The 22,700-nt window shown below is 70.1% G+C and carries 19 protein-coding genes and 1 riboswitch; of the genes, 13 read left to right on the top strand and 6 right to left on the bottom strand.

Features of this window, described 5'->3' with window-relative positions:
- Positions 1-19: 19 nt before the first annotated feature.
- Positions 20-127, top strand: a riboswitch (TPP riboswitch).
- A 77-nt stretch (positions 128-204) separates the two neighbouring features.
- The 9 genes from TR33_RS09430 to TR33_RS09390 all read left to right on the top strand — a co-directional run bounded on the left by TR33_RS09430 (position 205) and on the right by TR33_RS09390 (position 11,354).
- The gene (locus TR33_RS09430; protein ID WP_017535530.1) at positions 205-846 is read left to right on the top strand and encodes an ECF transporter S component; all 642 of its coding nucleotides are present in this window, start codon (positions 205-207) and stop codon (positions 844-846) included.
- Between the two features lie 3 nt (positions 847-849).
- Positions 850-2,376, top strand: a complete 1,527-nt coding sequence (locus tag TR33_RS09425; RefSeq protein ID WP_042282753.1) for an ABC transporter ATP-binding protein — start codon at positions 850-852, stop codon at positions 2,374-2,376.
- A 35-nt stretch (positions 2,377-2,411) separates the two neighbouring features.
- Positions 2,412-3,176, top strand: coding sequence for an energy-coupling factor transporter transmembrane component T family protein (locus TR33_RS09420; protein WP_026125174.1), 765 nt, complete (start codon positions 2,412-2,414; stop codon positions 3,174-3,176).
- Between the two features lie 45 nt (positions 3,177-3,221).
- On the top strand, positions 3,222-4,022 hold the full coding sequence (locus TR33_RS09415; protein WP_017535533.1) for an enoyl-CoA hydratase/isomerase family protein: 801 nt from the start codon (positions 3,222-3,224) through the stop codon (positions 4,020-4,022).
- Positions 4,023-4,439: 417 nt separating this feature from the next.
- Positions 4,440-6,740, top strand: a complete 2,301-nt coding sequence (locus TR33_RS09410; protein WP_234305805.1) for a protein kinase domain-containing protein — start codon at positions 4,440-4,442, stop codon at positions 6,738-6,740.
- A 424-nt stretch (positions 6,741-7,164) separates the two neighbouring features.
- Positions 7,165-7,944 carry an electron transfer flavoprotein subunit beta/FixA family protein gene (locus tag TR33_RS09405; RefSeq protein ID WP_014908698.1) on the top strand — a complete coding sequence of 260 codons (780 nt, stop codon included), beginning with the start codon at positions 7,165-7,167 and terminating at the stop codon, positions 7,942-7,944.
- 32 nt (positions 7,945-7,976) lie between these two features.
- Positions 7,977-8,921: an electron transfer flavoprotein subunit alpha/FixB family protein gene (locus tag TR33_RS09400; RefSeq protein ID WP_014910905.1), complete on the top strand. Its 945-nt coding sequence runs from the start codon at positions 7,977-7,979 to the stop codon at positions 8,919-8,921.
- Positions 8,922-9,118: 197 nt separating this feature from the next.
- Entirely contained in the window at positions 9,119-10,033 is a 915-nt protein-coding gene (gene ligD, locus TR33_RS09395) for a non-homologous end-joining DNA ligase (RefSeq protein WP_017535534.1), read from the top strand.
- A 58-nt stretch (positions 10,034-10,091) separates the two neighbouring features.
- A complete protein-coding gene (locus TR33_RS09390; RefSeq protein ID WP_014912493.1) occupies positions 10,092-11,354 on the top strand; it encodes a hemolysin family protein in 1,263 nt (420 codons plus the stop codon).
- 8 nt (positions 11,355-11,362) lie between these two features.
- On the opposite strand, the gene TR33_RS09385 is transcribed toward TR33_RS09390, so the two are convergent.
- The 5 genes from TR33_RS09385 to TR33_RS09365 all read right to left on the bottom strand — a co-directional run bounded on the left by TR33_RS09385 (position 11,363) and on the right by TR33_RS09365 (position 15,521).
- Positions 11,363-11,863 (bottom strand): hypothetical protein, encoded by a 501-nt coding sequence (locus tag TR33_RS09385; protein ID WP_014909017.1) that lies wholly within the window; start codon positions 11,861-11,863, stop codon positions 11,363-11,365.
- 7 nt (positions 11,864-11,870) lie between these two features.
- Positions 11,871-13,550, bottom strand: coding sequence for an alpha/beta hydrolase (locus TR33_RS09380; RefSeq protein ID WP_042282751.1), 1,680 nt, complete (start codon positions 13,548-13,550; stop codon positions 11,871-11,873).
- Positions 13,551-13,597: 47 nt separating this feature from the next.
- Positions 13,598-13,924, bottom strand: coding sequence for a hypothetical protein (locus TR33_RS09375; RefSeq protein ID WP_014909406.1), 327 nt, complete (start codon positions 13,922-13,924; stop codon positions 13,598-13,600).
- Positions 13,925-14,028: 104 nt separating this feature from the next.
- Positions 14,029-14,784, bottom strand: coding sequence for a class I SAM-dependent methyltransferase (locus tag TR33_RS09370; RefSeq protein ID WP_017535536.1), 756 nt, complete (start codon positions 14,782-14,784; stop codon positions 14,029-14,031).
- Entirely contained in the window at positions 14,781-15,521 is a 741-nt protein-coding gene (locus tag TR33_RS09365) for a class I SAM-dependent methyltransferase (protein WP_193789616.1), read from the bottom strand. The genes TR33_RS09370 and TR33_RS09365 overlap by 4 nt, the downstream gene beginning before the upstream one ends.
- Positions 15,522-15,694: 173 nt before the next feature.
- Here TR33_RS09365 and TR33_RS09360 point away from each other — a divergent pair, with 173 nt between their 5' ends.
- Positions 15,695-17,785, top strand: a complete 2,091-nt coding sequence (locus tag TR33_RS09360; RefSeq protein ID WP_234305804.1) for a hypothetical protein — start codon at positions 15,695-15,697, stop codon at positions 17,783-17,785.
- 5 nt (positions 17,786-17,790) lie between these two features.
- On the opposite strand, the gene TR33_RS09355 is transcribed toward TR33_RS09360, so the two are convergent.
- Positions 17,791-19,164 carry an acyltransferase family protein gene (locus TR33_RS09355; RefSeq protein ID WP_017535539.1) on the bottom strand — a complete coding sequence of 458 codons (1,374 nt, stop codon included), beginning with the start codon at positions 19,162-19,164 and terminating at the stop codon, positions 17,791-17,793.
- 156 nt (positions 19,165-19,320) lie between these two features.
- On the opposite strand from TR33_RS09355, the gene TR33_RS09350 reads away from it, so the two are divergent.
- The 3 genes from TR33_RS09350 to TR33_RS09340 all read left to right on the top strand — a co-directional run bounded on the left by TR33_RS09350 (position 19,321) and on the right by TR33_RS09340 (position 22,685).
- Positions 19,321-20,241, top strand: a complete 921-nt coding sequence (locus TR33_RS09350; RefSeq protein ID WP_014913621.1) for a cell envelope lipid trafficking protein PgfA — start codon at positions 19,321-19,323, stop codon at positions 20,239-20,241.
- 135 nt (positions 20,242-20,376) lie between these two features.
- Entirely contained in the window at positions 20,377-21,330 is a 954-nt protein-coding gene (locus TR33_RS09345; protein WP_017535540.1) for a decaprenyl-phosphate phosphoribosyltransferase, read from the top strand.
- Entirely contained in the window at positions 21,327-22,685 is a 1,359-nt protein-coding gene (locus TR33_RS09340) for an FAD-binding protein (RefSeq protein ID WP_042282746.1), read from the top strand. Before TR33_RS09345 ends, TR33_RS09340 begins: the two co-directional genes overlap by 4 nt.
- Positions 22,686-22,700 lie beyond the last annotated feature (15 nt).

The raw sequence follows: 22,700 nt of genomic DNA, 5'->3' as shown, positions 1-22,700 counted from the left end.
CTCATGGCGCATAATGGAGCCGAACCGACAGGGGAGCGCGGAAGCGCTGAGAGTGCGGCACCGGGCCGCAGACCCTTAGACACCTGATCCGGATCATGCCGGCGAAGGAAGTCGTGAGAACCCGCCATCGTGCGCGTGAGAACGCGTGATGGCGCTCTTGGCCGCATTCCCCTCCGTCGCTCCGACGAAGGGAACCCTCGGGTAATGAGTACCGAAGACAGGACCGGCACGACCGATGGCCGCGAGGTCGCGCGTGCCGGATTCCTCCAAGAGGTACGGGCCGGCCTCAAGAGCTGGCGCACCGTCGACATCGTCGTCGCCGCCGTGATCGGTGTGGCGGTCGGTGTCGTCTTCTGGCTGTGGAACATCGTCTGGTCGATCACGACGCCGCTGTTCGTGTTCTTCCCGCCCGGTCAGGCCGTCGTCTACGGCATGTGGCTGATCTCCGGCGTGCTCGGTGGTCTGATCGTCCGCAAGCCCGGCGCCGCCGTGCTCACCTCGATCGCGGCGGCCTCGGTCTCCGCGGTCCTGGGGACCCAGTGGGGGCTCGCGGTCATCCTCGACGGCACCCTCCAGGGGCTGCTGCCCGAACTGGTCTTCCTGGCGTTCGCCTACCGGCGTTGGAACATGGGCGTGGCCGTGCTCGCCGCGGCGTTCGCGGGCCTGTCCCCGGCCATCCGGGACAACATCGCCTACAACGTCACCTGGCCGCTCCACTACCAGATCACCTACGGGGTGATCGTGGTGATCAGCGCCGCCCTCATCGCGGGTGTGGGAGCCAGGCTCCTCACCACCGCCCTGGCGCGCGCCGGCGCCCTGGCCCCCTTCCCCTCGGCCAAGGGCTGACCCATGGGAGCGAGGAACGTGGGCGGCGCGCGTGTGGAGCTCTCCGGTTGGGGATGGCGGCACGCGGGCCGCGACACCCACGCCCTGCGCGGCGTGGACCTGGTCGTCGAACCCGGGGAGCGGATCCTGCTGCTGGGCGCCTCCGGCGCGGGCAAGAGCACCCTGCTCCACTCCCTGGCCGGGCTCACCGGCCCCGACAGCGCCATCAGCGGCGAGGAGGAGGGCCTGCTCCGTGTGGACGGAGAGCCCGCCGCCCGCGGTAGGGGTCGGGTCGGCCTGGTCGCCCAGGACCCCGAGACCCAGCTCGTGATGGCCCGGGCCGGAGACGACGTCGCGTTCGGTCTGGAGAACCTCGGTATCGAACGAGAGGCGATCCGGCCCCGGGTGGAGGGGGCCCTGGCGGACGTGGGCTTCCCCTACGGTCTGCGGCATTCCACCGGTGCCCTGTCCGGCGGAGAGAAGCAGCGACTGGTGATCGCCGGAGCGCTGGCCATGCGCCCTCGCCTGCTGCTGCTGGACGAGCCCACCGCCAACCTCGACCCGGCCGGGGCCGAGCTGGTCCGGTCCCTGCTCGCCCGTCTACTGGCCGAGACCGAGGCCACCCTCGTCCTGGTCGAACACCGGGTCGCCGAGGTCGTGGACCTGGTCGACCGGGTCGTGGTGGTGGAACCGGGCGGCGGGGTGATCGCAGACGGCGCCCCCGCCGAGATCTTCGCCGAACACGGGCGTTCCCTGGCCGCCCAGGGCGTGTGGATCCCCGGGAACGAACCCGCCCCCTCGCTCACGGCGGCCCCGGGAGGGGCACCGTTGATCGAGGCCGTGGACGTGACGGCGCGGACCCCCTTCCAGGTGGGGGTCCGCGTCGGCCCTCGCCGCACGGTCCTGGAGGGGGTGCGCGTCGCCCCCGAGGCCGGGACGGCGACCGCCCTGACCGGACCCAACGGAGCGGGAAAGTCGACCCTCCTCACCCTGCTGGCCGGGCTCTCCGGTCCCTACCGGGGGAGCGTCGAGCCTCGCGGGCCATTGGCCGAGGCCGACCGACGCCCCCTGGTGAAGTGGCCGGCCCGACGTCTGGCCCGACACGTGGGAACGGTCTTCCAACACGCGGAGGACCAGTTCGTCACCTCCACCGTGCTGGACGAGCTGCGTTTCGCGCCCTCGCGCGCGGGGATGGGCGAGGTCGAGATCGAGGCCTGGGTGGGCGAACTCATGGAGAGACTGCGCCTGACCCGGCTGGCCGACGTCCACCCGTACACGCTCTCCGGAGGAGAGAAACGGCGGCTCTCGGTGGCCACCGCGCTCAGTTCCGGGCCCTCGCACGCCCCCGACGTCCTCGTCCTGGACGAACCCACCTTCGGGCAGGACACCCGTACCTGGACGGAGCTGGTGGAGCTGCTGGGCTCCCTGAGGTCGGAGGGGCGGGCCATCGTCATGGCCACCCACGACCGGCTGCTCCTGGAACATCTGGTGGACTCCCGTATCGGGGTCGCCGACGGTCGAGCCACCGTCTCGTCGAAGGAGGACGTGTGAGCACCGCCCGATCCGGCACCCGTACCGCGGAGACGATGGGAGGGGACACCCTCACCCTCGACGTTCCCGCCGAGGGCGGGGCCCGCTACTGGATGACCGGGCTCAACCCGGCCGCGAAACTGCTGGCGGCCCTGGCGATCGCCATCGGCCTGATCCCCGCTGTGGACGCCGTCACCGGAGGCCTGGTCCTGTTCGTGGTCCTGCTGACGGTCCCCTTCAGCGGTGTGGACCGTAGGACCCTGATGCTCCTGGGCGGGCCCTTTCTGCTGATGGGCCTCAGCAGCGGGACGGTCAACTACCTGTACGGCGAACAGGGGCTGGAAGGGGCCGTCGGCGCCGCGGTGCGCCTGCTGGCCATCGCGCTTCCCGGACTGTTGGCCGCGATCACCAGCGACCCCACGGAGATGTCGGACGGGCTCGTGCAACGGCTCAAGGTGCCCGAGCGCCCCGCCATGGGCGTCCTCGCCGCGCTGCGCCTGATCCCGCTCCTGGCCGACCAGTGGCGGACCATCACCCTGGCCCGCCGGGCGCGCGGTCTGGAGGCCGGGTACAACCCGTTCAACGTGGTGCGGCTGTTCTTCGGTCGACTCTTCGCTTTGCTGGTCCGCTCGATCAGGACCGGGACGCTGTTGGCCACCGCGATGGACGCGCGGGCCTTCGGCACGGGGCCGCGCACCCACGCCCGGATCAGTCACTGGAGGAGGGCGGACACCCTTCTGCTGGTGGGGACCGGGGCGCTCCTGATCGGCGCGTACGCCCTCTCCGCGCGCTTGGGCACCCTGGTGCTGCTCTTCTCCTGACCCGAGTGGTTAGGTGGCAACCGACACTGACGCCGAAGTGAAGAGGTGGAGAACGTGGGCGAGTTCGTTCGCGTGGAGGTCGACCCGGACAACCCCGCGGTGGCCGTCATCCGGATCGATCGACCCAAGGCGCTGAACGCGTTGAACGGTCGGGTCACCGAGGAGATCGCCGAGGCGGCCGCGCGGGTGTCGTCGGACGACTCCGTGCGCGCCGTCGTGCTCTACGGCGGTGAGCGGGCCTTCGTGGCCGGGGCCGACATCAAGGAGATGGCCGAGCTCACCCACGCGAAGATGCTGGAGTACTCGCGCGCCCTACAGAACGCTCTGACCGCGGTGGCCCGGATCCCCAAGCCGGTGGTCGCCGCCATCAGCGGGTACGCGCTGGGCGGTGGATGCGAGCTGGCGCTGTGCGCCGACTTCCGGGTCGTGGGGGCCAAGGCCAGGCTCGGACAGCCCGAGATCCTGCTGGGCGTCATCCCGGGTGCGGGCGGGACCCAGCGTCTGCCGCGTCTGATCGGTCCGGCCAAGGCCAAGGACCTGGTGTTCACCGGGCGTCACGTGAAGGCGGAGGAGGCACTGGAGATCGGCCTGGCCGACCGGGTCGTCGAGGACGACGAGGTCTACTCGGCCGCCGTGGAGCTGGTCGCCCGTTACGCGGACGGCCCCGCGGTGGCCCTGGCCGCGGCCAAGGAGGCCATCGACCGCGGGTTGGAGACCGACCTGGACACCGGCCTGGAGATCGAGCGACTCCAGTTCTCGGGCCTCTTCGCGACCGAGGACCAGAAGGCGGGCATGCGCAGCTTTATCGAGCAGGGACCGGGCAAGGCGACCTTCGAAGGGCGCTGACCTCGGGCGTTCCCGGCCCCTGGGACGGGTATCGCTGTGGGGCGGGGCGGGTGGTGTCGGGCGTTCGCCTCGCCGCCCGCCCCGCTCTCTTCCCAGGTTTTTGTAGTGACTTGTCGTTGCTTTTACTTTTTGTCGCGTTGAGTGTCCTGGTGGGACCTGGGGTGGAAGACCGGATCCGGCCATACGGGAAGGGAACGGGGGAACCGCTCACCCGGTTTTTCCGTCATACTCGTCAGTGGTCGTCACAGGACGGACGGTTCGCCCGGAGCCCCGGGGCGCGTTCCGCGCCCGATCCCGGGTGGGATCCGCGGACCACACGGGCCCCTGGGCGGGGCCGCACAAGCCAAGCTTGACCCATCCCCCCGGCCGATAAACTGGGCGTGGCGGTATGTGGTCTTTTGAGGGGATGAGTTCTCGATGGCAATGTCGGCAGGTTTCCCCACGGGTGAGGAGCTGCCGGAGCGCATCGGTCACTACGTGATCCGCCGTCGCATCGGCGCCGGCGGCATGGGAGTGGTGTACCAGGCCGAGGATCCCCACACCGACCGGTTCGTGGCGGTGAAGGTCCTCAAGCCCGAGGTCGCCGGAGACCACATCGCACGCGCCCGGCTCGCCCGCGAGGTCGAGACGATGCGTCGTGTACAGAGCCCCAACGTGGCCGAGGTCATCGACGCGGACACCCAGGCGGAACTGCCGTGGGTGGTCACCGAGTACATCCCCGGGCCCACGCTGGACGCCACGGTCACCGACCACGGCCCCCTCCGCGGGCGCGCTCTGACCCGTTTCGTCACCGGTATGGCCAGGGCCATCAAGGACATCCACGCGGTGGACGTCATCCACCGTGACCTCAAGCCCGGCAACGTGATCATCTCCAACGGCGAACCGATCGTCATCGACTTCGGTATCGCCCACGCCGTCGACGGGGCCAAGCTGACCCAGACCGGCACGTTCGTCGGCACCCCCAGCTACCTGTCGCCCGAGGTCATCGAGGGGACGGACCTGGGTCCGGCCACCGACGTGCACGCCTGGGGCGGCACCGTGGCCTTCGCCTCCACCGGCCGTCCGCCCTACGGCGCCGGTTCGTTCGAGGTGATCTTCTTCCGGATCCTCAACGGCGAGATCGACATGGACGGGATGCACGAGGCGCTGCGCCCCCTCGTCAACCGCGCGGTCTCCCGGGACATGAGCGCCCGGCCCACCGCGGCCGAACTCGTGACCGAGACCGGCCGCCTCAACCTCGACCTGCCGTGGAGCGAACCGCAGCGCGGGCTGCCGGACCAGACCGGCGGCCACACCGTGCACAGTCCCGCTCCGGGCGTGCCCGACACCGGGGGCCACGGCTCCGGACACGGCGGCGTGGGAGGAGCGATCCTCGGCGGCGCCATGGGCGGCGCGGCCGCCGGGCACCTGCTGGGCGGGGGCGCCGGAGAGGGCTGGGGGAGCGCGCACACCAGGAGCGCCCCCGGAACGACCGACAGCGCGTGGTCCACGCCCTCCAACGAGCGCCCCGGGGGCCGGGAGAGCGACCTCGAGGCCACCGACGACCTCGGCGCGGCCCGTTCCAACGGATGGAGCGAGGACCCGGAGGCCACCGACGACCTGAGCGGCGCCCGTTCCTCCGGAGACGACCGGACGCATCACGCCCACTCGTCCGGGTGGGACGACGAGGCCACCGACGACCTGTCCGGGGCCGGGACCGAACGGATCGTCCCGGGCACGGGCGCTCAGGGGTACGACACCCAGGGCACCCAGCGGATCGATCCGGTCCGGGACGACGTCCAGGGCACGCAGCGGATCGACCCGTCCGCCCTGGCCCCTCGGGAGGACCCCCAGGGCACCATGATGATGGGCCAGGACGAGATCTCCCGGCACGCCCGGGTCCAGGACGAGGACCCCGACGGTGCCCCTCAGACCCGGTTCTTCAACTCGCCGCTGGACCCGAAGGCCTTCCAGGACATCCTGACGCCCGTGGGGGCCGAGGGGCGGCGTGAGACGACCCAGGAGTTCGACGAGGAGGAGTACCGGGAGCGGGGCGGCCTGCTGGGCCGTTTCCGCCGTGGGGGCGGCGACCGCGTCGGCGACTACTTCCGCGGTGACCGCGAGGGCGACGAATACGACGAGGACGAGGACGAGTACTACGACGAGACCTGGCGGATGCATCCGCTGGTCCTCATCCCGATCATGCTCTCGCTGGCCGGGACGGCCCTGTGGTTCCCCTGGTTCGGCATCTTCCTGGGCGTCGTCCTCATCTCCGGCCTGAGCGCGTTGGACGTGGTCAAGGCCGAGCACGCGCGACGTCTCCAGACGCGTGGTCGCCGCAACTCCGACGGCATGGTGGTGGCGCTCAGCTTCCCCTGGGCGTTCGGTCGTATGACACTGCGCACCGTCGGCTTCGGGCTGATCTATCTGGTGGCGGGCATCCTGGTCGGGCTGGTCTACTCCACGATGTTGGAGACCGGCAACGACGGGGCCAACTACACGGGCGCCTTCGCGGTCTTCGTGATGATCCTGCTCAGCTACATCATGCCGAGCGGGCGCGAGGCCCGTCACCAGGCGGTCTGGCTGGTGGAACGGGTGCGTTTCCACAACCTGTACCTGTACATCGGTGTGGTCGTCGCCATCGTCCTGCTCACCATGCTGATCCTGTCGATCGGCCTGGGTTCGGCCCCGATCTGGACCATGGGGCCGCTCACCGGCCCGGCCGACTGGTTCGGATAGAGGCGACCCTCTCGCTTCGAACGCCCCTTCTCCCACAGGAGGAGGGGCGTTCCCGTGTTCGGGGAGGGGAGCGGGGCGTCCCCCTCGCCCCCGGACGGGGGAGCGGTCAATAGAGTGGGGAGCGGTCACCGTTCCCCGGGCGTCATCGTCACCGGCGGGCGTCGTTCCGACGTGTTCCGAGTGAGGGCCGCGGGGAGGGATTCCGGGTTTTCCGAGTCGAACCCGGGCCACGGGTTGGCCTGCAAGCTACTAGCCAGTAACATATGGTGTATGAGCACATGAGCGGGACCGGCTGTGAACGTGAACAGCGGGACCCGCCGTCGGATGACCGATCGGCATTCGGCATTGTTGGCAGTCACGGGGCGCGCCAGCGCCCGCCCGCCAGACGGCGGACATGGGAGTGCAGGGAGGTCGGCCACCGGCCATGAATATTGTCGTTTTGGTCAAGCAGGTCCCGGACACGGCGACCGAACGGAAGCTCAACGCCGATGACAAGACGTTGGACCGCGCGGCGTCCGACGGTGTCATCAACGAGCTCGACGAATACGCCATCGAAGAGGCGCTCCTCCTCAAGGAGAAGCACGGCGGCGAGGTCACCATCCTGACGATGGGGCCGGACCAGGCCACGGACTCGATCCGCAAGGCCCTGTCCATGGGCGCCGACAAGGCCGTCTTCGTCAACGACGACGCGCTGCACGGCTCCGACGCCATCCAGAGCGCCTACGCCCTCGCGCAGGCCCTGGGCACCATCGAGTTCGACCTGGTCGTGCTCGGTTCGGAGTCCACCGACGCCCGCACCGGTGTCATCGGTGCCGCGCTCGCCGAGTACCTCGGCCTGCCCCAGCTCACGCTGGCCGGCAAGGTCGACATCGACGGCGACGCCATCAAGATCCAGCGTCAGACCGACTACGGCTACGACGTGGTCGAGGCTCGACTGCCCGCGGTCGTCTCCGTCGTGGAGAAGATCAACGAGCCCCGTTACCCGTCCTTCAAGCTGATCATGCAGGCGAAGAAGAAGCCGGTCGACAAGAAGTCCGCGGCCGACGCGGGCATCGACACCGGCAAGGTCGGCCTGGCCAACGCCACCACCGAGACCGTCGACTTCGCCGCCGCGCCGCCGCGCGCCGCGGGCACGATCGTCAAGGACGAGGGCGACGGCGGCGTCAAGGCCGCCGACTTCCTCGCCGACAAGAAGTTCGTGTAGGTAGACGAGAGACTCAGGAAGGTTCAAGGATTATGGCTGAGGTCCTCGTCCTCGTCGACCACGTCGACGGACAGGTCAAGAAGGTCACCACCGAGCTGCTGACCGCCGCTCGCCGCGTCGGCGAGCCCGTCGCGGTCTGGATCGGCGACGGTGTGGAGTCGGGCAAGGCCACCCTGGCCGAGTTCGGCGCCGAGAAGGTCTACGTGGCTCCCGCCGAGGTGAACGACTACGTCGTCGCTCCGAAGGCCGAGCTGCTCGCCAAGCTCGCCCAGGACAAGGGCGCCGCCGCGATCCTGGTCTCGGCCACCGCCGAGAACAAGGAGATCGCCGGTCGTACCGCCGTGAAGCTGGGCTCCGGTGTGCTCACCGACGTCGTCGACGTCAACGCCGAGCTGGTCACCGAGCACAGCATCTTCGGTGGCGCCACCGTCACCCACGCCCGCGTCAAGACCGGTGTGCCGGTCATCGCGGTCCGTCCGAACTCCGTCACCCCGGAGGCCGCCGCCGGCGCCGCCGCCGAGGAGGCCGTCTCGGTCGACATCTCCGACGCCGCCAAGACCGCCAAGGTCGTCGAGCGCGTCGTCCAGGCCAAGGGCGAGCGTCCCGAGCTGACCGAGGCCGCCATCGTGGTCTCCGGTGGCCGCGGCGTGGGTTCCGACGACTTCAGCGTCGTCGAGAACCTGGCCGACTCGCTGGGTGCCGCCGTCGGCGCCTCCCGCGCCGTCGTCGACTCGGGCTGGTACCCGAACCAGTTCCAGGTCGGCCAGACCGGTAAGACGGTCAGCCCGAACCTGTACATCGCCCTGGGCATCTCCGGCGCGATCCAGCACCGGGCGGGCATGCAGACCTCGAAGAACATCATCGCGGTCAACAAGGACCCCGAGGCCCCGATCTTCGAGCTCGCCGACTTCGGCGTCGTGGGAGACCTGCACACGGTCGCTCCGCAGCTCACCGAGGAGATCAACAAGCGCAAGTAGGACGAGCGCTTCGCGGATCCAAGCCGACGCCCGGCCGGGGGAGACCCGGCCGGGCGTCGGCTTTCTCATGGGCGGCTTCGGTGGCGCTGTTCCGGGAACTCGCATGTGATTTGCCCTATATGAAATATTCTGTGTGGTTTTCGGGGGTGGGGGTCGGGTAGATCCGGCGCACGACGATCCGACAGGAGGCGGGGGCGATGCGGACGACGGTGCGAGCGGGACGCCGCAAGGTGGAGATCCGGCACGCGGACAAGCCCCTCTTCGGGGAGGACGGGGCCACCAAGGAGGACCTCGCCGACTACTACGCCAGGATCGCTCCGCTCATGCTGCCCCTGGTCAAGGGGCGCCCGGTCGTGCTCGAACGCTTCCCGGAAGGGCTGGACGGCTCCGGATTCCTCGTGCAACACCCCTCGCACCCCCGCTGGATCCGCACGGTGTGGACCTCTTCCGGACGGATGATGGAATGCCAGGAGGCCGCCGCCCTGGTGTGGTGCGCCGATCAGGCCGCGATCACCCTGCACACATGGTCCTCCCGTACCCCTCGTCTGGGACTCCCCGACCGTATGGTTCTCGACCTCGACCCGGTCGGTTCGGGCCGAGAGGCCTTCGCCGGATGTCGTGAGGCGGCCCGGGTCGTGCGCGAGGTGCTGTCCGAACTCGGACTGGCCGCCTACGTGATGACCACCGGCTCCCGAGGTCTGCACGTCCACTCGCCCCTGCGCCCGGAGGTGGACGACATGGAGGTCCGGAGACTGGCCAAGGCGGTCGCCGACCGCGTCGCCGCCAGGGCACCGGAGGAGTGGACCACCCGGGTGCGCAAGGCGGCCCGCCACGGCCGTATGTTCGTCGACTACCTCCGCAACGGTCCCGGACAGCTCGCGGTGGCACCGTACGCGGTCCGAGCCCGGCCCGGAGCCCCGGTGGCCACCCCGATCACCTGGGAGGAGCTGGAGAGGATCTCCTCCTCCCAGGAGTTCTCCATCGACCTGGAACGGGACGAGTGCCCGTTCGCCGGCATGCGCCGCCACGCCCGTTCCCCGCGCAGGGCCCTCTCCCTCCTCGACCGGGGGGAAGGCGGGGTCGTGCCGAAGCCCCGGGCGGGGCACGTGTGACCAGAGTGATGGGAGGGAATGAAACGAACGGCGGTACAACCTGACCACGGGGGCGCCCATGGAGGGCTACGGGACCCAACTCGGTCTCGTGTTGGTCCTGGTCGTGGTGAACGCGCTGTTCGCGGGGAGCGAGATCGCGCTGGTCACCCTGAGAGAGGGGCAGATCCGGAGGCTGGAGGAACGCGGTCCGGGCGGGCGGGCCGTGGCCCGGCTGGCGCGGGACCCCAACCGTTTCCTCGCCACGATCCAGATCGGCATCACCCTCGCCGGGTTCCTGGCCTCGGCGACGGCGGCCGTCTCCCTGGCCCGGCCCCTGGTCGAACCGCTCGGATTCCTCGGACGTTACGCCTCACCGGTGGCGATCGTGCTGGTCACCATCGTCCTGTCCTTCATCACCCTGGTGCTGGGGGAACTCGCCCCCAAACGGATCGCCATGCAGCGGGCCGAGCGCTGGGCTCTGGCGGTGGCCCGCCCCCTGGACCTGCTCGCCACGCTGACCCGGCCGGTGGTGTGGCTGCTCGGGGTCACCACGGACCTGGTCGTGCGCCTGTTCGGCGGAGACCCCAAGGCCGGCGGGGAGGGCGTCTCGGACGAGGAACTGCGCGACATGATCGTCTCGCATCAGCACATCACCCCCGAACAGCGGCGGATCCTGGTCGGCGCCTTCGAGATCCGCGAACGCCGCCTGCGCGAGGTGCTGGTGCCGCGCAGGGACGTCGACGCCCTGTCCGCGGGGACCCGGGCCGAGGACGCGCTGGAGGCGCTCGCCGAACTCGGCCACTCGCGGGCTCCGGTGGTCCGCCACGGAGACATGGACGACGTGGTCGGAGTGGTGCACTGGTCGGACCTGATCGGTCGGGAGGGGGACATCGCGGACCTGGCCCGGGACGTGCCGCTGTTGCCCGACACGCTGTCGTTGTCCACGGCCCTGCGGAGGATGACCGAGGGACGCCGCCAGTTGGCGATGGTGGTCGGCGAGACCGGGGAGGTCGTCGGCATCGTTTCCCTGGAGGACCTGCTGGAGGAGCTGGTCGGGGACATCAACGACGAGACCGACCCCGAACCGACGGGGGCGGTGCGGTCGGTCGGAGGGACGCTCCTGGTCCCCGGAGGCTTTCCCGTGCACGATCTGCCGGGACTGGGGGTGGAACCGACCGACCGTCCGCGGGGTTCCTACGTCACGGTCGCCGGGATGGTCCTGGCCGCGCTCGGGCACATCCCGGAGGGCCCGGGGGAGCGGGTGGACCTGGGCGGGTGGACCGCCACGGTCATCGCCGCCGATGGGCGCAGGATCGACGAGATCGGGCTGACCCCGGGCTGACCGGCGCCTCAGCCCCCGGGGGTCCCCTCGGGCCAGACGCAGGGCGAGCTTGCGCTGATGGAGAGGCTTCCCTTGTCGCTGGTCCGGACGCCGACCCGGAACGAGTCCTCCTCGTGCTCGACCGTCAGCGACAGCGAGTCCGGGCGCTCGTCCCTGAGCACCCGGTAGCCGTTGGCGGTCCAGTACTCGTACATCCGCTCGATGCCGGCCTCGTTGTCCTCGACCGGGAGACCCCTGATCCAGAAGGTCTCACTGACCGTGACGCGGTCGCCGGGTCCTCCGTCGGTGGCGTCGTCGCAGGAGGCGAAGAGGGTGCCCCGTCGGGTCTCCAGCTCCGCCTCGTCGGGGAGCGCGGTGAGGGTCCGCTCGATGTGCTCCCGGACCTTCTCGGCGGCCCGGTCCTGTGTGATGGTCTCGTTCATGTCCGTCTCTCCGGCGGTACCGATACCGCAGCCGCTCAACATCGAGGCGACCACGAGGGCCGCGATCCGGTGGATGGTTCCGTTCACGCTGTGACTACCTCTGCCCCGCGATGACCTCGCCCATGTACTCCAGGGAGGCGCTGTTCCGGTCGAAGTACTCGGAGTGGGCGTCTCCCAGAGGCCATGATCCCCCTTCGCTGCCGGGGTCCGAATCGAACACCGTCGCGCCGAACCCGGGCGCGGTCGGGTCCGGGCCGTGGGTGAAGCCGGTGACCATGCTGATCCCGTCGTTCTCCGCGGTCGAGGTGTGCACGTCGTCGGGCGCGAAGCCCAGCTCGCTCACGTGGTCGGCGTTGGAGCCGGGGCTTCCCACGAGGACGATGTCGTCGGCGTCGAGTCCATCGTCCCCTTGCGCGGTGTGCCCCACCACGGTGGAGCCGTAACTGTGCCCGATGACGGTGTTGTGCGATGGCGACGTGTTCTGGTGGGTGACCCGCAACCCTTCCTGGAAGCCGCTCAGCTCGTCGACCGCGCCCTCGGCACGGCCCGAGAAGGCCGCTTCGACGAAGTTGGGGGCGTCGTAGCCGACCCAGGTGACGACGGCGTGCTCGCCGTCCTCATCGGCGTCGGTGGCCGATTCGAGGAGGGCGTCGGACCGGCCGATCAGACCGTTGACGCTCTGCCAGGTGGTCGTGGTACCGGGGACCAGGGTGGCGACGCCGTCGGCGGTGTCGGGGTTGCCGCTCGACACGATGGCGCGTCCGCGTCCCTCGGTGTCCAACGAGAGCAGGTAGCGATCGGCGTTCGGGTCCTCCAGCCTGGAACGCAGGGTGGTCAGGGTGTCGAGCTCCCCCTGGACGTCCTCCAGCCCCTTCATCGCGTGGTAGGTGCCCCAGGCGCCGCCGGTGGGCCAGGGGCCCATGGCGGCGTCGCGCCACTCCTCCGCCTCGGCGACCTCCTCCTCCAAGCGGGAGATCTCCTCTTGGAGGAAACCGCGGTTGAGCTCGTCGCGCACGGTCACGGGGATCCCGTCGAGGGCGCGCAGGAGTTCGCCGTGCTCCTTCAGCGCCTGCCGCTGCTCGTCCTCGGTCATGGAGGACCACCACAGGCCGACGACGGCGGGGGACTCGCCCTCGGACGGGAGGTCGGGGACCATGCCGGGAACGGTGTCGGAGAACCGGCTCAGCTGGGCACCGGTGAGAAGACCGGCACCCAGGAGACGCTCCAACGTCGATTGTCCGGGGCCGTCGCGCAGATCCTTCTTGGTCTGGTCGGCCTGGTCCATCAGGGTGTCCCAGTGCTTGGTGTGCTCGGAGAGGAGATCGGCGCGCAGCGCCTCCAACTCCTCGACCTTGGCCGTCTCGAAGGCGCCGGAGGTCAGGGAACCGTGCATGTCGGGGCGTGAGCCGATCCGGCTCACGGCGGCCTCGGCGTTGGACACGGCCTCTTCCCAGCGCCGTTCGAGCCCGGCCCGAGCCAGCCGGTAGTCCTTGATGTCCCCGGCCCAGAGCCGGAGCGTGGCGGCGCCGTAGGTCAACGACTTCGCCGCCTCCTCCCAGGCCATCAGTTCGGTGGAGGCGGCCGTGACGATGTCCCAGGCGATGAGGTCGGTGAACTCGCCCGCGCTGGCACGGAAACCGGCGTCGACCGTTTCGGAGTCGCCGAGCATGGTCCGGCAGAGCCGGTCGAGGCCGTCGGCTCCTTCGTTGATCGAGGCGACGTCGGCCTGGATGTCGGAGGGCAGTCCCAGGGAGAGGTCGGAGATGCTGGTCATGGTCCGTGATGTCTCCGGAGGCCGGTGCGGGTCGGGGGGACGGGGGGTCAGAAGTTGATCCGGATGTCGAGGGCGTTCATGCTCCCCTGGTAGAGCTCGGCGCTCTCGGCGTCGGTCGTGACGACCGTCGACACCGCCCCCTGCACCTCTTGTGCCAGGGTCATCCCGTTCCGGGAGACCCGGTCGATGTGTTCGAGGGTGTCGGCCTCGTAGTCGGACACGGCGGGGCTCACGTGTTCGGACACGGCGGAGACGAGGGTGGAGGCGATCTCCTCCAGGTCGGTGCCGAGGAGGAGCATGGCCTCGGACAGCGCCTCGGCCTGTTCGGCCTTGGACATCGCCTGTATCGGGTTCACACCGACTTCGTCGTACATGGAGGGCTCCATGGGGCTGGGGAACGAGGGGAGGCTACAGCATCCCCGTGCGGTCGTTTCCAACGAATCGTGAACAATCGGTGGTTCATCCCGATGGGGGACGTTCAGCGCTTGCGCAGGACCAGGAGGAGGTTCCAGGTGACGATCTCGCGCAGGAGAGGCACGTGCACGATGGGCCTTGTCCAGGTGGGCAGATAGCGCGGACGCAGGTCCACCACGTCCACGTCGTCGCGGCCGCGCAGCCAGCGCAGCGTCTCCTTGGCGTAGGCCGCGTACATCGTGCGGCCGAAGTCGTTCTTGGGTCGACGGCCGTTCTTGCGCGCGAACCGCTCGGCCGCGTACGAACCGCCCAGGTAGTGCCAGGGAGAGGTCTCGTGGCCGCCCCAAGGGGAGAGCCACAGCGTGTACGACAGGTACACGAGGCCTCCGGGGCGGGTCACCCGCACCATCTCGTCGGCCATCCGGGACCGGTCCGGCACGTGCTCCAGAACGTTGGACGAGAAGCACACGTCCACGCTCCCCGTGCGCAGGGGGAGGTCCAGAGCGCTGCCCTGGACGGCGTTGGTATCGGCCTCCCGCCCGTGCAGGGTCATCTCGTGCGCGTCGGCGTCCACGCACAGACAGCGGGCGCCCTCGGAGCGCAGGGCGTCGGCGAAGTAGCCGGGGCCACCGCCCACGTCCACCACGAGTCTTCCGTCGAGGGGGGTGTAGGAGCGCAGTTGTGCGACGGTGTCGCGGGCGAGCAGGCCGTAGAAGAAGGCGGGGTCGCTCTGCTCCTTGCGAAAGGCGGTGAACAGTCTCACGGAGCGGCCGAGGGTGGCGCGGAAGGGGACGGTCCAGTCGGGGTGGGGCGAGGTCACACCCGACCCCCGACCTCGACGTAGTGCCGCAGGTGGCGCCAGTGGTCCCCGCCCCAGTATTCGTCGGAGGCGACGATCCGGGCGTCGGGGAGGAGCTCGGCCAGACGCTTGGTGCGCAGGGTGTGCATGCGCATGGGCGCCGGATAGCGCAGGATCACCCGCTGGGCCAAGGCCACCAGGGGCCAGGGCACGTAACGGAACACCATCCCCTTGAAGGTCCGGCGTTCGCTCTCGGGCACGCCCAGGACCATGGCGCCGCCGGGGCGCACCACCCGGGCGAACTCGCGCAGGTAGCCCTCGGCCAGGTCGGGGGGAAGGTGCTGGAGGACCAGGTCGGTGTAGACGAGGTCGAAGGAGTCGTCCTCGAACGCGGACAGGTCCGGGCGCTCGTTCAGTCGGAAGTCGATCCGGCCCTGGGAACGGTCCAGCCGTCGGGCCTCGTCGAGCATCGGCGCGGAGATGTCCACGCCCACCACCCGATCGAAGTGGGCGGCGAGGGCGTTGGAGAGTCGACCGGCGCCGCAGCCGAAGTCCAGTACGCGACCGCGTTCGGGGGCCAGGCCCAATTCGTCCAGTCGTGCGATCGCCGGATCGATGTCGGCGCGGCCGGAGGCGAGGAACTCCTCGTCGTCCCACCCGCCGTCACGCTTGTCCGGATCCACGCAGACCGCCCACAGCGGCTCGGTGGAACCGAGTCGGGTCCAGTCGCGGCGGACCTGTTCGAGCCCCACCGACATCACCCCCACGGTGCGGGTGGCCGCCCAGCGGACAGCTTCTTTTGAAGCTTGTTCCTGTTCTGGAGGGGCAGGCCAATACGACCTGCGATAACGGCCACAAGGAAAAGTGGAACGTGTTGTATTCTGGCACCCATTTTCCGGGTTGGCCAACCTATGGTGGGAAGAGAGGACCGATGTCGCCTGACTCCCCCTCGGCGCGTGGGCCGCAGGACGATGGGGCCGTGGAGGCGCCGCCGTCCGAGGAGGACGGAGGCACCAGGGTACGCGGAGCGGTCGAGGGCCCGGAGGATCGGGGTGGCCCCGCCGGAGCCTCCCCGCGCGAGATGCTCGCCTCGCTGTGGCGGTCGAGGAACGACCGGCTCCTTCTCACGGCCCTGGCGATCGTGGCCGTGGCCGTGGCGCTCAAGGCGTACGTGCTCTCCGCCTCCTCCTTCGTGGAGGACGACTACCTCTTCTTCGCCGCGGCGAACACCGGCGGGCTGACCCCCGAGTACCTGCTGGACCTGCACAAGGGCCACTTCATGCCGGGGGCCATGTTCCTGGTCTACCTCCAGAACGCCTTCCTGCCCTATCACTGGGGGACGGCCGCGGGGACGATGCTGGTCCTCCAGACCGTCGCGATCCTCGCGTTCCTCCGGCTGCTGTGGGAGCTGTTCGGCCGCCGGTGGGCCCTGCTGATCCCGCTCACCGTGTACGCGTCGGCACCGCTGACCATCCCGGTCCTGGGGTGGTGGGCCGCGGCCCTCAACGCGGTCCCGTTCCAGCTCGCGATCGTCCTCGCCCTGCTGTGGACCGTGCGCCACCTGCGCACCGGCGTCACGATGTACGCCTGGTGGGCGGCCGGCGCCGTCGTCTTCGGGATGCTCTTCTCGGTCAAGGCCCTGTTCCTTCCACCGCTGCTGTTCGCGTTCGCGGTGGCCTTCCTGTATCCGGGCGGGCTCGCGCGGTCGGCACGGTACGCGTTCTGGCTGGATCGGCGTTACTGGCTCGGGATGGCCGCCCTCTCCCTGGGGTATCTGGCGCTCTACCTGCTGCGACAGAGGGCGGGCGACGGTTCCGAAGGCGCTTCGGTACCGGTCTGGGAGGCCGCGTCGGGCCTGATACGGCGCATGGTCGTCGAGGTGTTCCCCACCGGGGCGCTCGGCGGCCCCTACGTGTGGCGGCCGATCACCCCCACCGGAGGGCTGGTCGATCCTCTGGGCCCGGTGCTGATCGGCGCCTGGATCGTGTTCGTCGCGATCGTGGTGGCCTCCCTTCTCCTGCGCAGACGGGCCTGGCGTGCCTGGGCCCTGCTGGCCGGACACCTGGTGTTCGTGGACGTGGTGCCCACGGTGATCGCCCGGGGCCACATGTACGGCGAGGTCGGGGCCGACCCCCGTTACGTCGCCGACGCGGCTCTGGTGTTCGCCCTGGTCCTGGCCTTGGCCTTCCTTCCGGTGAAGGAGGAGAGGGCCCGGGAGCACGTCGGCAACGCGGGGGAGGGGCACGACCGGCGTCGAGGAACGGGCCGGGTCCGGGTCGGTCGAGTCGCGGGGGCGGCCGCGCTCGTGGTCACCCTGGTCTACGCCGGTTCGGCGGCCTACTCCACCCACGCCTACGCGCAGACCCTCAACGGAGAACGGTTGCGGACCTACCTGGCCAACGCGCGGGCCTCCCTGGCCGAGGTCCCCGACGACGCCGGCCTCTACAGCAGGGCGGTGCCGACCGATGTCGTCCTGGAGTGGAACGGGCAGCGCAGACTCAGTTCGTACGTGCTGGCCCCACTGGCCGACGACGCCGTGGCCGAGCGCATGTACGCGCCGGAACCCGCCACCGAGGCCTACGTGTTCGACGACGAGGGCCTTCTGGTGGAGGCCGCCCCCACCTCCCGCGTCAACGCGTTCGTCCCGGCCGAGGATTCGGACTGCATGGACGGCTGGGACGGTCTGATGTCGTGGTCGGTGTGGGAGTTCGGCGGCATCGACCAGGTGGCCACGATCGGCTACACGTCCGAGGAGGACTCCGAGGTGGGCGTGCTGGTCGGGGACGAGGAGGTCCGGGCGGACCTGCCCGCCGCCCCCGACGGCGGATACGTGTACGTGCCCATCGAGGCGCGGGACACGACCTTCGCCCTGTTCACCGACGCCGAGACGACCTGTGTCACCTGGGCCTCGCTGGGGCCGCTCTCACCCGCCGCCGACCTGGAGGACGAGGAGGACGCCCCGCGTGAGGGTGTCGAAGGAGACGGCTCCGGGGAGGCCGAGGGGTCCGACGGAAAGAACTGACGCGCTCAGGCCGGGGGAGGGGTGGACGGGGTTCCGCGGCGCCGACGCCCGCCTCCGCCACGTCCGGTCGACCCCTTCCGCCCGCCGAGAACCCGCCGGGACCACTTGCGGGAGGGTTCCTCCACCAGATGGAAGGTGAGCGTGCCGAGCAGGGCGCTCAGGGCCAGGACCGGGACGAAGTCCAACCAGAAGGAACCGGTGAAGATCTCCTGGCCGGTGAAGTCGCGCCACAGGTACAGCACGACGAACTGCCACAGGAACATCCCGTAGCTGATCCGGGCGAAGAACATCACGACCCGATGGCGCATCAGCCCGTCCAGCCAGGCGCCGTCACGCCAGGTGGACAGGGCGCGCAGGGAGGGCGGAGGGCCATCGGCGGGCGGCGGCGCCAGGGCGGCGGGCGCGACCATGAAGAAGGCGAAGCCGATGCTGGTGGCGTTCTCGACGAACGAGATCCACAGGTTGCCGGGTTCGAAGAACCGTCCGCCCGCGGCCGGGGTCGCCTCCAGGGCGTAGAAGGCCGCGGCCACGGCCCAGCACAGGCCGGGGGAGGAGGCCAGGGTCCGGCAGAGGCGCCGTACCGGTCCGTCCGGTCCCCGCTCCCGCCAGGCCAGTTCCGAGAGCGTGGCCAGGGCCATCCCCACCGCGAACATGCCCATGCAGCGGGGGAGCCAGGAGTGCATGTACTCGCGGTACTCGGGCAGGTACTGCGGGATCAGCGCGGCGAACGACAGGACGATCAGGACCACCATGCCGCCGATGAGTCTGCGTCCGCGGGCGTCGGGGGTCCTCCCTCCACGCGCCCACAGGTGCAGGATCAGGGCGAACAGCGGCAGGGTGAGGTAGAAGGCCACCTCGACCGACAGGCTCCACATCTGGCCCAGGCCGTAGGGGCCGGGGCCGGCCCAGTGCGGGTCGGTGTTGAGGGGGAAGGTGAGGGTCATGACCTCGAACCAGTGCCGCGCCGAGTCGCGGTACTCGCCGGCCCACAGCAACAGGGCGACCGCCGCCACCACCCAGTAGGCGGGGAAGACGCGCATGACGCGACGCCACAGGTAGGAGGGGATCCGGGGACCCGGGGTCAGGTCCAGGGTGGCGCGGGCCCAGGGGCGGTACAGCAGCACGCCGGACAGACAGAAGAACAGGGGGACCGCGAGCGCGGCGGCGCTGAGCAGTCCGCCGACGATGCCGGGGGCGAGCGCGTCCCCGGTCTCGGTGGACACGTGCACGACGAGGACCATGACGCAGGCCAGACCACGGACGCCGTCGAGGGAGTGGTGACGCCCCTTCACCTGGGGGAGGAGGCGGGCCGGGTCGACGGTGGCGGTGCGGGGGCCGCCCGAGGCGGGGTCCTCGGGCGCGGTGGAAGTGGGCGCCATGGAGCCTTCCAGAACGGGAGTGAGTCGAAACTCGTTCTATTAGAACGTGTTATAAAAATTCAGACACGCCCAGGTGACGTCGTTCACTACTGGGCAGTACTCTACCTGGAACTGAACCTGGTTCCAGATCTGACTCTCATCCGCCCAGGAGGGCACATGCGCCGTACCGTTGCGGTCGTTCTCATCGCGCTGGGGGTCTTCTGTCTCGTCTCGGCACCCATGATGCGTACGTGGATGTCCGGTTCCCTGATGAAGACTCCACTGGACTACTACAACGCCACCGTCAACACAGGAGAGGTCACCTACTTCAACATCGAGGACCTCGAACAGGTCGAGGACGCCAACGTCGAGGCGCACTCCACTCTCCGGGCCGACGTGGCGTCCAGCACCGACGACGTCGTCGTGTGGGACCAGTTCACCTGGATCAAGGACGCCGACACCGACTTCGGGATCAGCTCCACGAGCCGTCGCGCCGGACACGACCGGGTCACCGGCGAGGCCGTCGACTGCTGTGACGCCATGATCAACGAGGAGTCCGTCGCCCAGAGCGGGCAGGCCTGGAAGTTCCCGTTCATGACGGAACAGCGTGACTACGACTTCTTCGAGACCACCGTCCAGGAGGTCGTCCCGATGAAGTTCGAGGGCGTGGAGGAGATCGACGGCGTCGAGGCCTACAAGTTCGTCCAGACCGTCGAGCCGACCGTCATCGATGAGCGGGAGGTCCCGCGCTCGGTCGCCGGCCTGGACGGTGAGGGCGACGTCGTCGGCGACGAGACCTTCTCCATGGTCCGCACCTACTGGATCGAACCGATCAGCGGCACCCCCATCAACATCAGCGAGGACCACCACCGCGTCGTCGTCGTGGACGGTGAAGAGGTCCTGACCCTGCTCAGCGGTGAACTCTCCTTCGACGACGCCACCCGCGCCGCGTCCATCGAGAACACCGAACAGGCCCGCAAGGTCCTTCCCCTGCTGCACAGCACGCTGCCCGTGGCCGCCCTGATCGCGGGCGCCGGCCTCATCGGCATCGCGGTGATCCTGTTCGTCACCGGTCGAGGCACCGCCCGACGAGGCTGACCGGATGGACCGACCGTCCGCCACCCCCGCGTTCGACGATCGGATCCACCGCCCCCGTCCCCTCCGGGCCGCCCGCCACCCCCACGGGCGGCCCGGACCTTCCGAAACACCGACGACGGACCCGAGGGGGAAGACGTGACCGCGATCCCCACGGCCCGGAACCGACCCGGACGGAGGGGCCTCGTACTCGCCCTCGCCCTCCTGCGGGCCTGCCGCCCCCGCCAGTGGCTCAAGAACCTGCTGGTGTTCGCCGCCCCCGCCACGGCCGGGGCGCTCGCCGACCCTCGGGCCGTGCTCCTGTGCCTGGCGACCTTCGGCCTCTTCTGTCTGGCCTCGGCCGGGACCTACCTGCTCAACGACGTGCGCGACGCGCGCCACGATCGTCGCCACCCGCGTAAGCGCCATCGCCCGATCGCCTCGGGCGAGCTTCCGGTGCCGATCGCCGTGGTCGTGGGCGTCCTGGCGGTCCTCGTCGCCCCGGTCGCCTCACTCGTCCTCGGCAACGGGGCACTCTCCGCCCTCATCGCCGGCTACGTCCTGCTCACCCTGCTCTACACGCGTTTCCTCAAGACGATGGTCGTCGTCGATCTCGTCGCAGTCGCCTCCTGCCACGTGCTGCGCGCGATGGCCGGCGGGATCGTGGTCGGGGTCGTGCTCACCTCGTGGTTCATGATCGTGGTGTCTCTGGCGGCCCTGCTGGTGGTGGTCGGCAAGCGCGAGGCGGAGCTCCGCGCGACCGGGGCCCCGGAACCGGTGGGCGAGGCCGACCTCGGCGAAGAGGGTGGGACGCACCCCACGCGGGCGGCCCTGCTCGGCTACACCACCGACTACCTCTCGCGGATGCGCACCGTCGCCTCCGGCGCCATGATCGTCACCTACTGCCTGTGGGCGCTGGAACAGGGCGGCGGCCCGCAATCGGTGTTCCACGCGGTCAGCATCGTTCCGTTCGTCATGTTCGTGCTCCGCTACAACCTGCTCGTGGACCGGGGCTCGGGCGAGGAGCCGGAGGAGATCGCGTTGAAGGACCGACCCCTCCAGGCCACCCTTCTGAGCCTCGTCCTCCTGATCGGACTGGGGATCCACCTGTGAGTCGACCGACCCTCCTCACCGGCTGGGGGCGCACCTCGCCCACCGCCGCCACCGTGGTGCGGCCACGAACCGTGGAACAGGTCGCCGAGGCGCTCACCCGGGCGGGGCCGCGCGGTGCCCTCGCCCGAGGGCTGGGCCGTTCCTACGGAGACGCCGCCCAGTCCGCGGGCGGGCTCGTCCTGGACTGTTCCTCGCTCACCGGGCCGCTCCGCCTGGACACGGAGCGGGACGAGATCACCGCGCCCGCCGGGATCGACCTGCGCCGTCTCACGACGTACCTGCTGCGTCATGGGCGGGTCCTCCCGGTCGTGCCCGGCACCGCGCACGTCACCCTGGGCGGGGCGATCGCCGCCGACGTCCATGGCAAGAACCACCACGTCGACTCCTCCCTCGGAGCCCATGTGCGCTCCCTGACCCTGGCGACCCCGCTCGGGGAGCTCCTCGAACTCGGTCCCGACCACGGCGACGTCGACCTCTTCCACGCCACGGTCGGCGGTATGGGGCTCACCGGTGTCATCACCTCGGCCACCGTCGCGGTGCGCCCCGTCGAGACGTCCCACGTCATGGTGGACATCGATCGCACCGGAGACCTCGACGCCACCCTGGAGCTGATGGGGGACGGTCCCCGGGGCCACCGGTACACGGTCGGATGGATCGACCTGCTGGCCAGGGGCGGCGACACCGGACGGGGGATCGTCACCCGGGCACGCCACGCCCTTCGTACCGATCTGCCCGCCCCCTTGCGGGACGAGCCCTGGAGGGTTCGACCGAGGTCCGCGCCGGCGGCCCCGCGATGGGCGCCGTCGGGCCTGCTCAACCGGTGGACGGCGCAGGCGTTCAACACGGCCTACTACAATGCGGCTCCTCGCCGCCGGCGAGGACGGATCCGACCGCTCGACGCCTTCCACCACCCCTTGGACGCGGTGGAGGGGTGGAACCGGTTGTACGGTCCACGAGGGTTCGCCCAGTACCAGTTCGTCGTCCCCTTCGGCGAGGAGGACACGCTCCGGGCGGTGGTCGAGGATCTCGCGCGAACGGGCGCCCCCTCGTTCCTGGCGGTCCTCAAACGGATGGGGGACCCGACCCCGGGTCCGCTCTCCTTCCCCCGGCCCGGGTGGACGCTCGCCATGGATCTGCCGGTCGACCACCCCGGTCTGGCCCGCCTCCTGCGCGGGTTCGACGAACGGGTGCTGGCGGCGGGAGGCCGGCTGTACCTGGCCAAGGACGGTCGGGCGAGCGCCGAGGTCGTGCACGCCATGTATCCGGAGCTGCCGGCCTGGCGGAAGGTACGCGAACGGGTCGACCCCGGTGGGGTGCTCGTCTCCGACCTGGCCCGCCGACTCGAACTCGTCTGAGAGCCCTCGACCCGA

This window comes from Nocardiopsis alba, assembly GCF_000710955.1.
In the GTDB taxonomy this organism is placed as follows: domain Bacteria; phylum Actinomycetota; class Actinomycetes; order Streptosporangiales; family Streptosporangiaceae; genus Nocardiopsis; species Nocardiopsis alba.
This window is presented reverse-complemented; position numbering and strand designations above follow the sequence as displayed.

Bases quoted from the DNA above. Each gene is read 5' to 3' on its own strand.
- TR33_RS09430 (WP_017535530.1), top strand. From the start codon at position 205: ATGAGTACCGAAGACAGGACCGGCACGACCGATGGCCGCGAGGTCGCG.
- TR33_RS09425 (WP_042282753.1), top strand. From the start codon at position 850: ATGGGAGCGAGGAACGTGGGCGGCGCGCGTGTGGAGCTCTCCGGTTGG.
- TR33_RS09420 (WP_026125174.1), top strand. From the start codon at position 2,412: ATGGGAGGGGACACCCTCACCCTCGACGTTCCCGCCGAGGGCGGGGCC.
- TR33_RS09410 (WP_234305805.1), top strand. From the start codon at position 4,440: ATGGCAATGTCGGCAGGTTTCCCCACGGGTGAGGAGCTGCCGGAGCGC.
- TR33_RS09405 (WP_014908698.1), top strand. From the start codon at position 7,165: ATGAATATTGTCGTTTTGGTCAAGCAGGTCCCGGACACGGCGACCGAA.
- TR33_RS09400 (WP_014910905.1), top strand. From the start codon at position 7,977: ATGGCTGAGGTCCTCGTCCTCGTCGACCACGTCGACGGACAGGTCAAG.
- ligD (WP_017535534.1), top strand. From the start codon at position 9,119: ATGCGGACGACGGTGCGAGCGGGACGCCGCAAGGTGGAGATCCGGCAC.
- TR33_RS09390 (WP_014912493.1), top strand. From the start codon at position 10,092: ATGGAGGGCTACGGGACCCAACTCGGTCTCGTGTTGGTCCTGGTCGTG.
- TR33_RS09380 (WP_042282751.1), bottom strand. From the start codon at position 13,550: ATGACCAGCATCTCCGACCTCTCCCTGGGACTGCCCTCCGACATCCAG.
- TR33_RS09375 (WP_014909406.1), bottom strand. From the start codon at position 13,924: ATGTACGACGAAGTCGGTGTGAACCCGATACAGGCGATGTCCAAGGCC.
- TR33_RS09365 (WP_193789616.1), bottom strand. From the start codon at position 15,521: ATGTCGGTGGGGCTCGAACAGGTCCGCCGCGACTGGACCCGACTCGGT.
- TR33_RS09360 (WP_234305804.1), top strand. From the start codon at position 15,695: ATGTCGCCTGACTCCCCCTCGGCGCGTGGGCCGCAGGACGATGGGGCC.
- TR33_RS09355 (WP_017535539.1), bottom strand. From the start codon at position 19,164: ATGGCGCCCACTTCCACCGCGCCCGAGGACCCCGCCTCGGGCGGCCCC.
- TR33_RS09350 (WP_014913621.1), top strand. From the start codon at position 19,321: ATGCGCCGTACCGTTGCGGTCGTTCTCATCGCGCTGGGGGTCTTCTGT.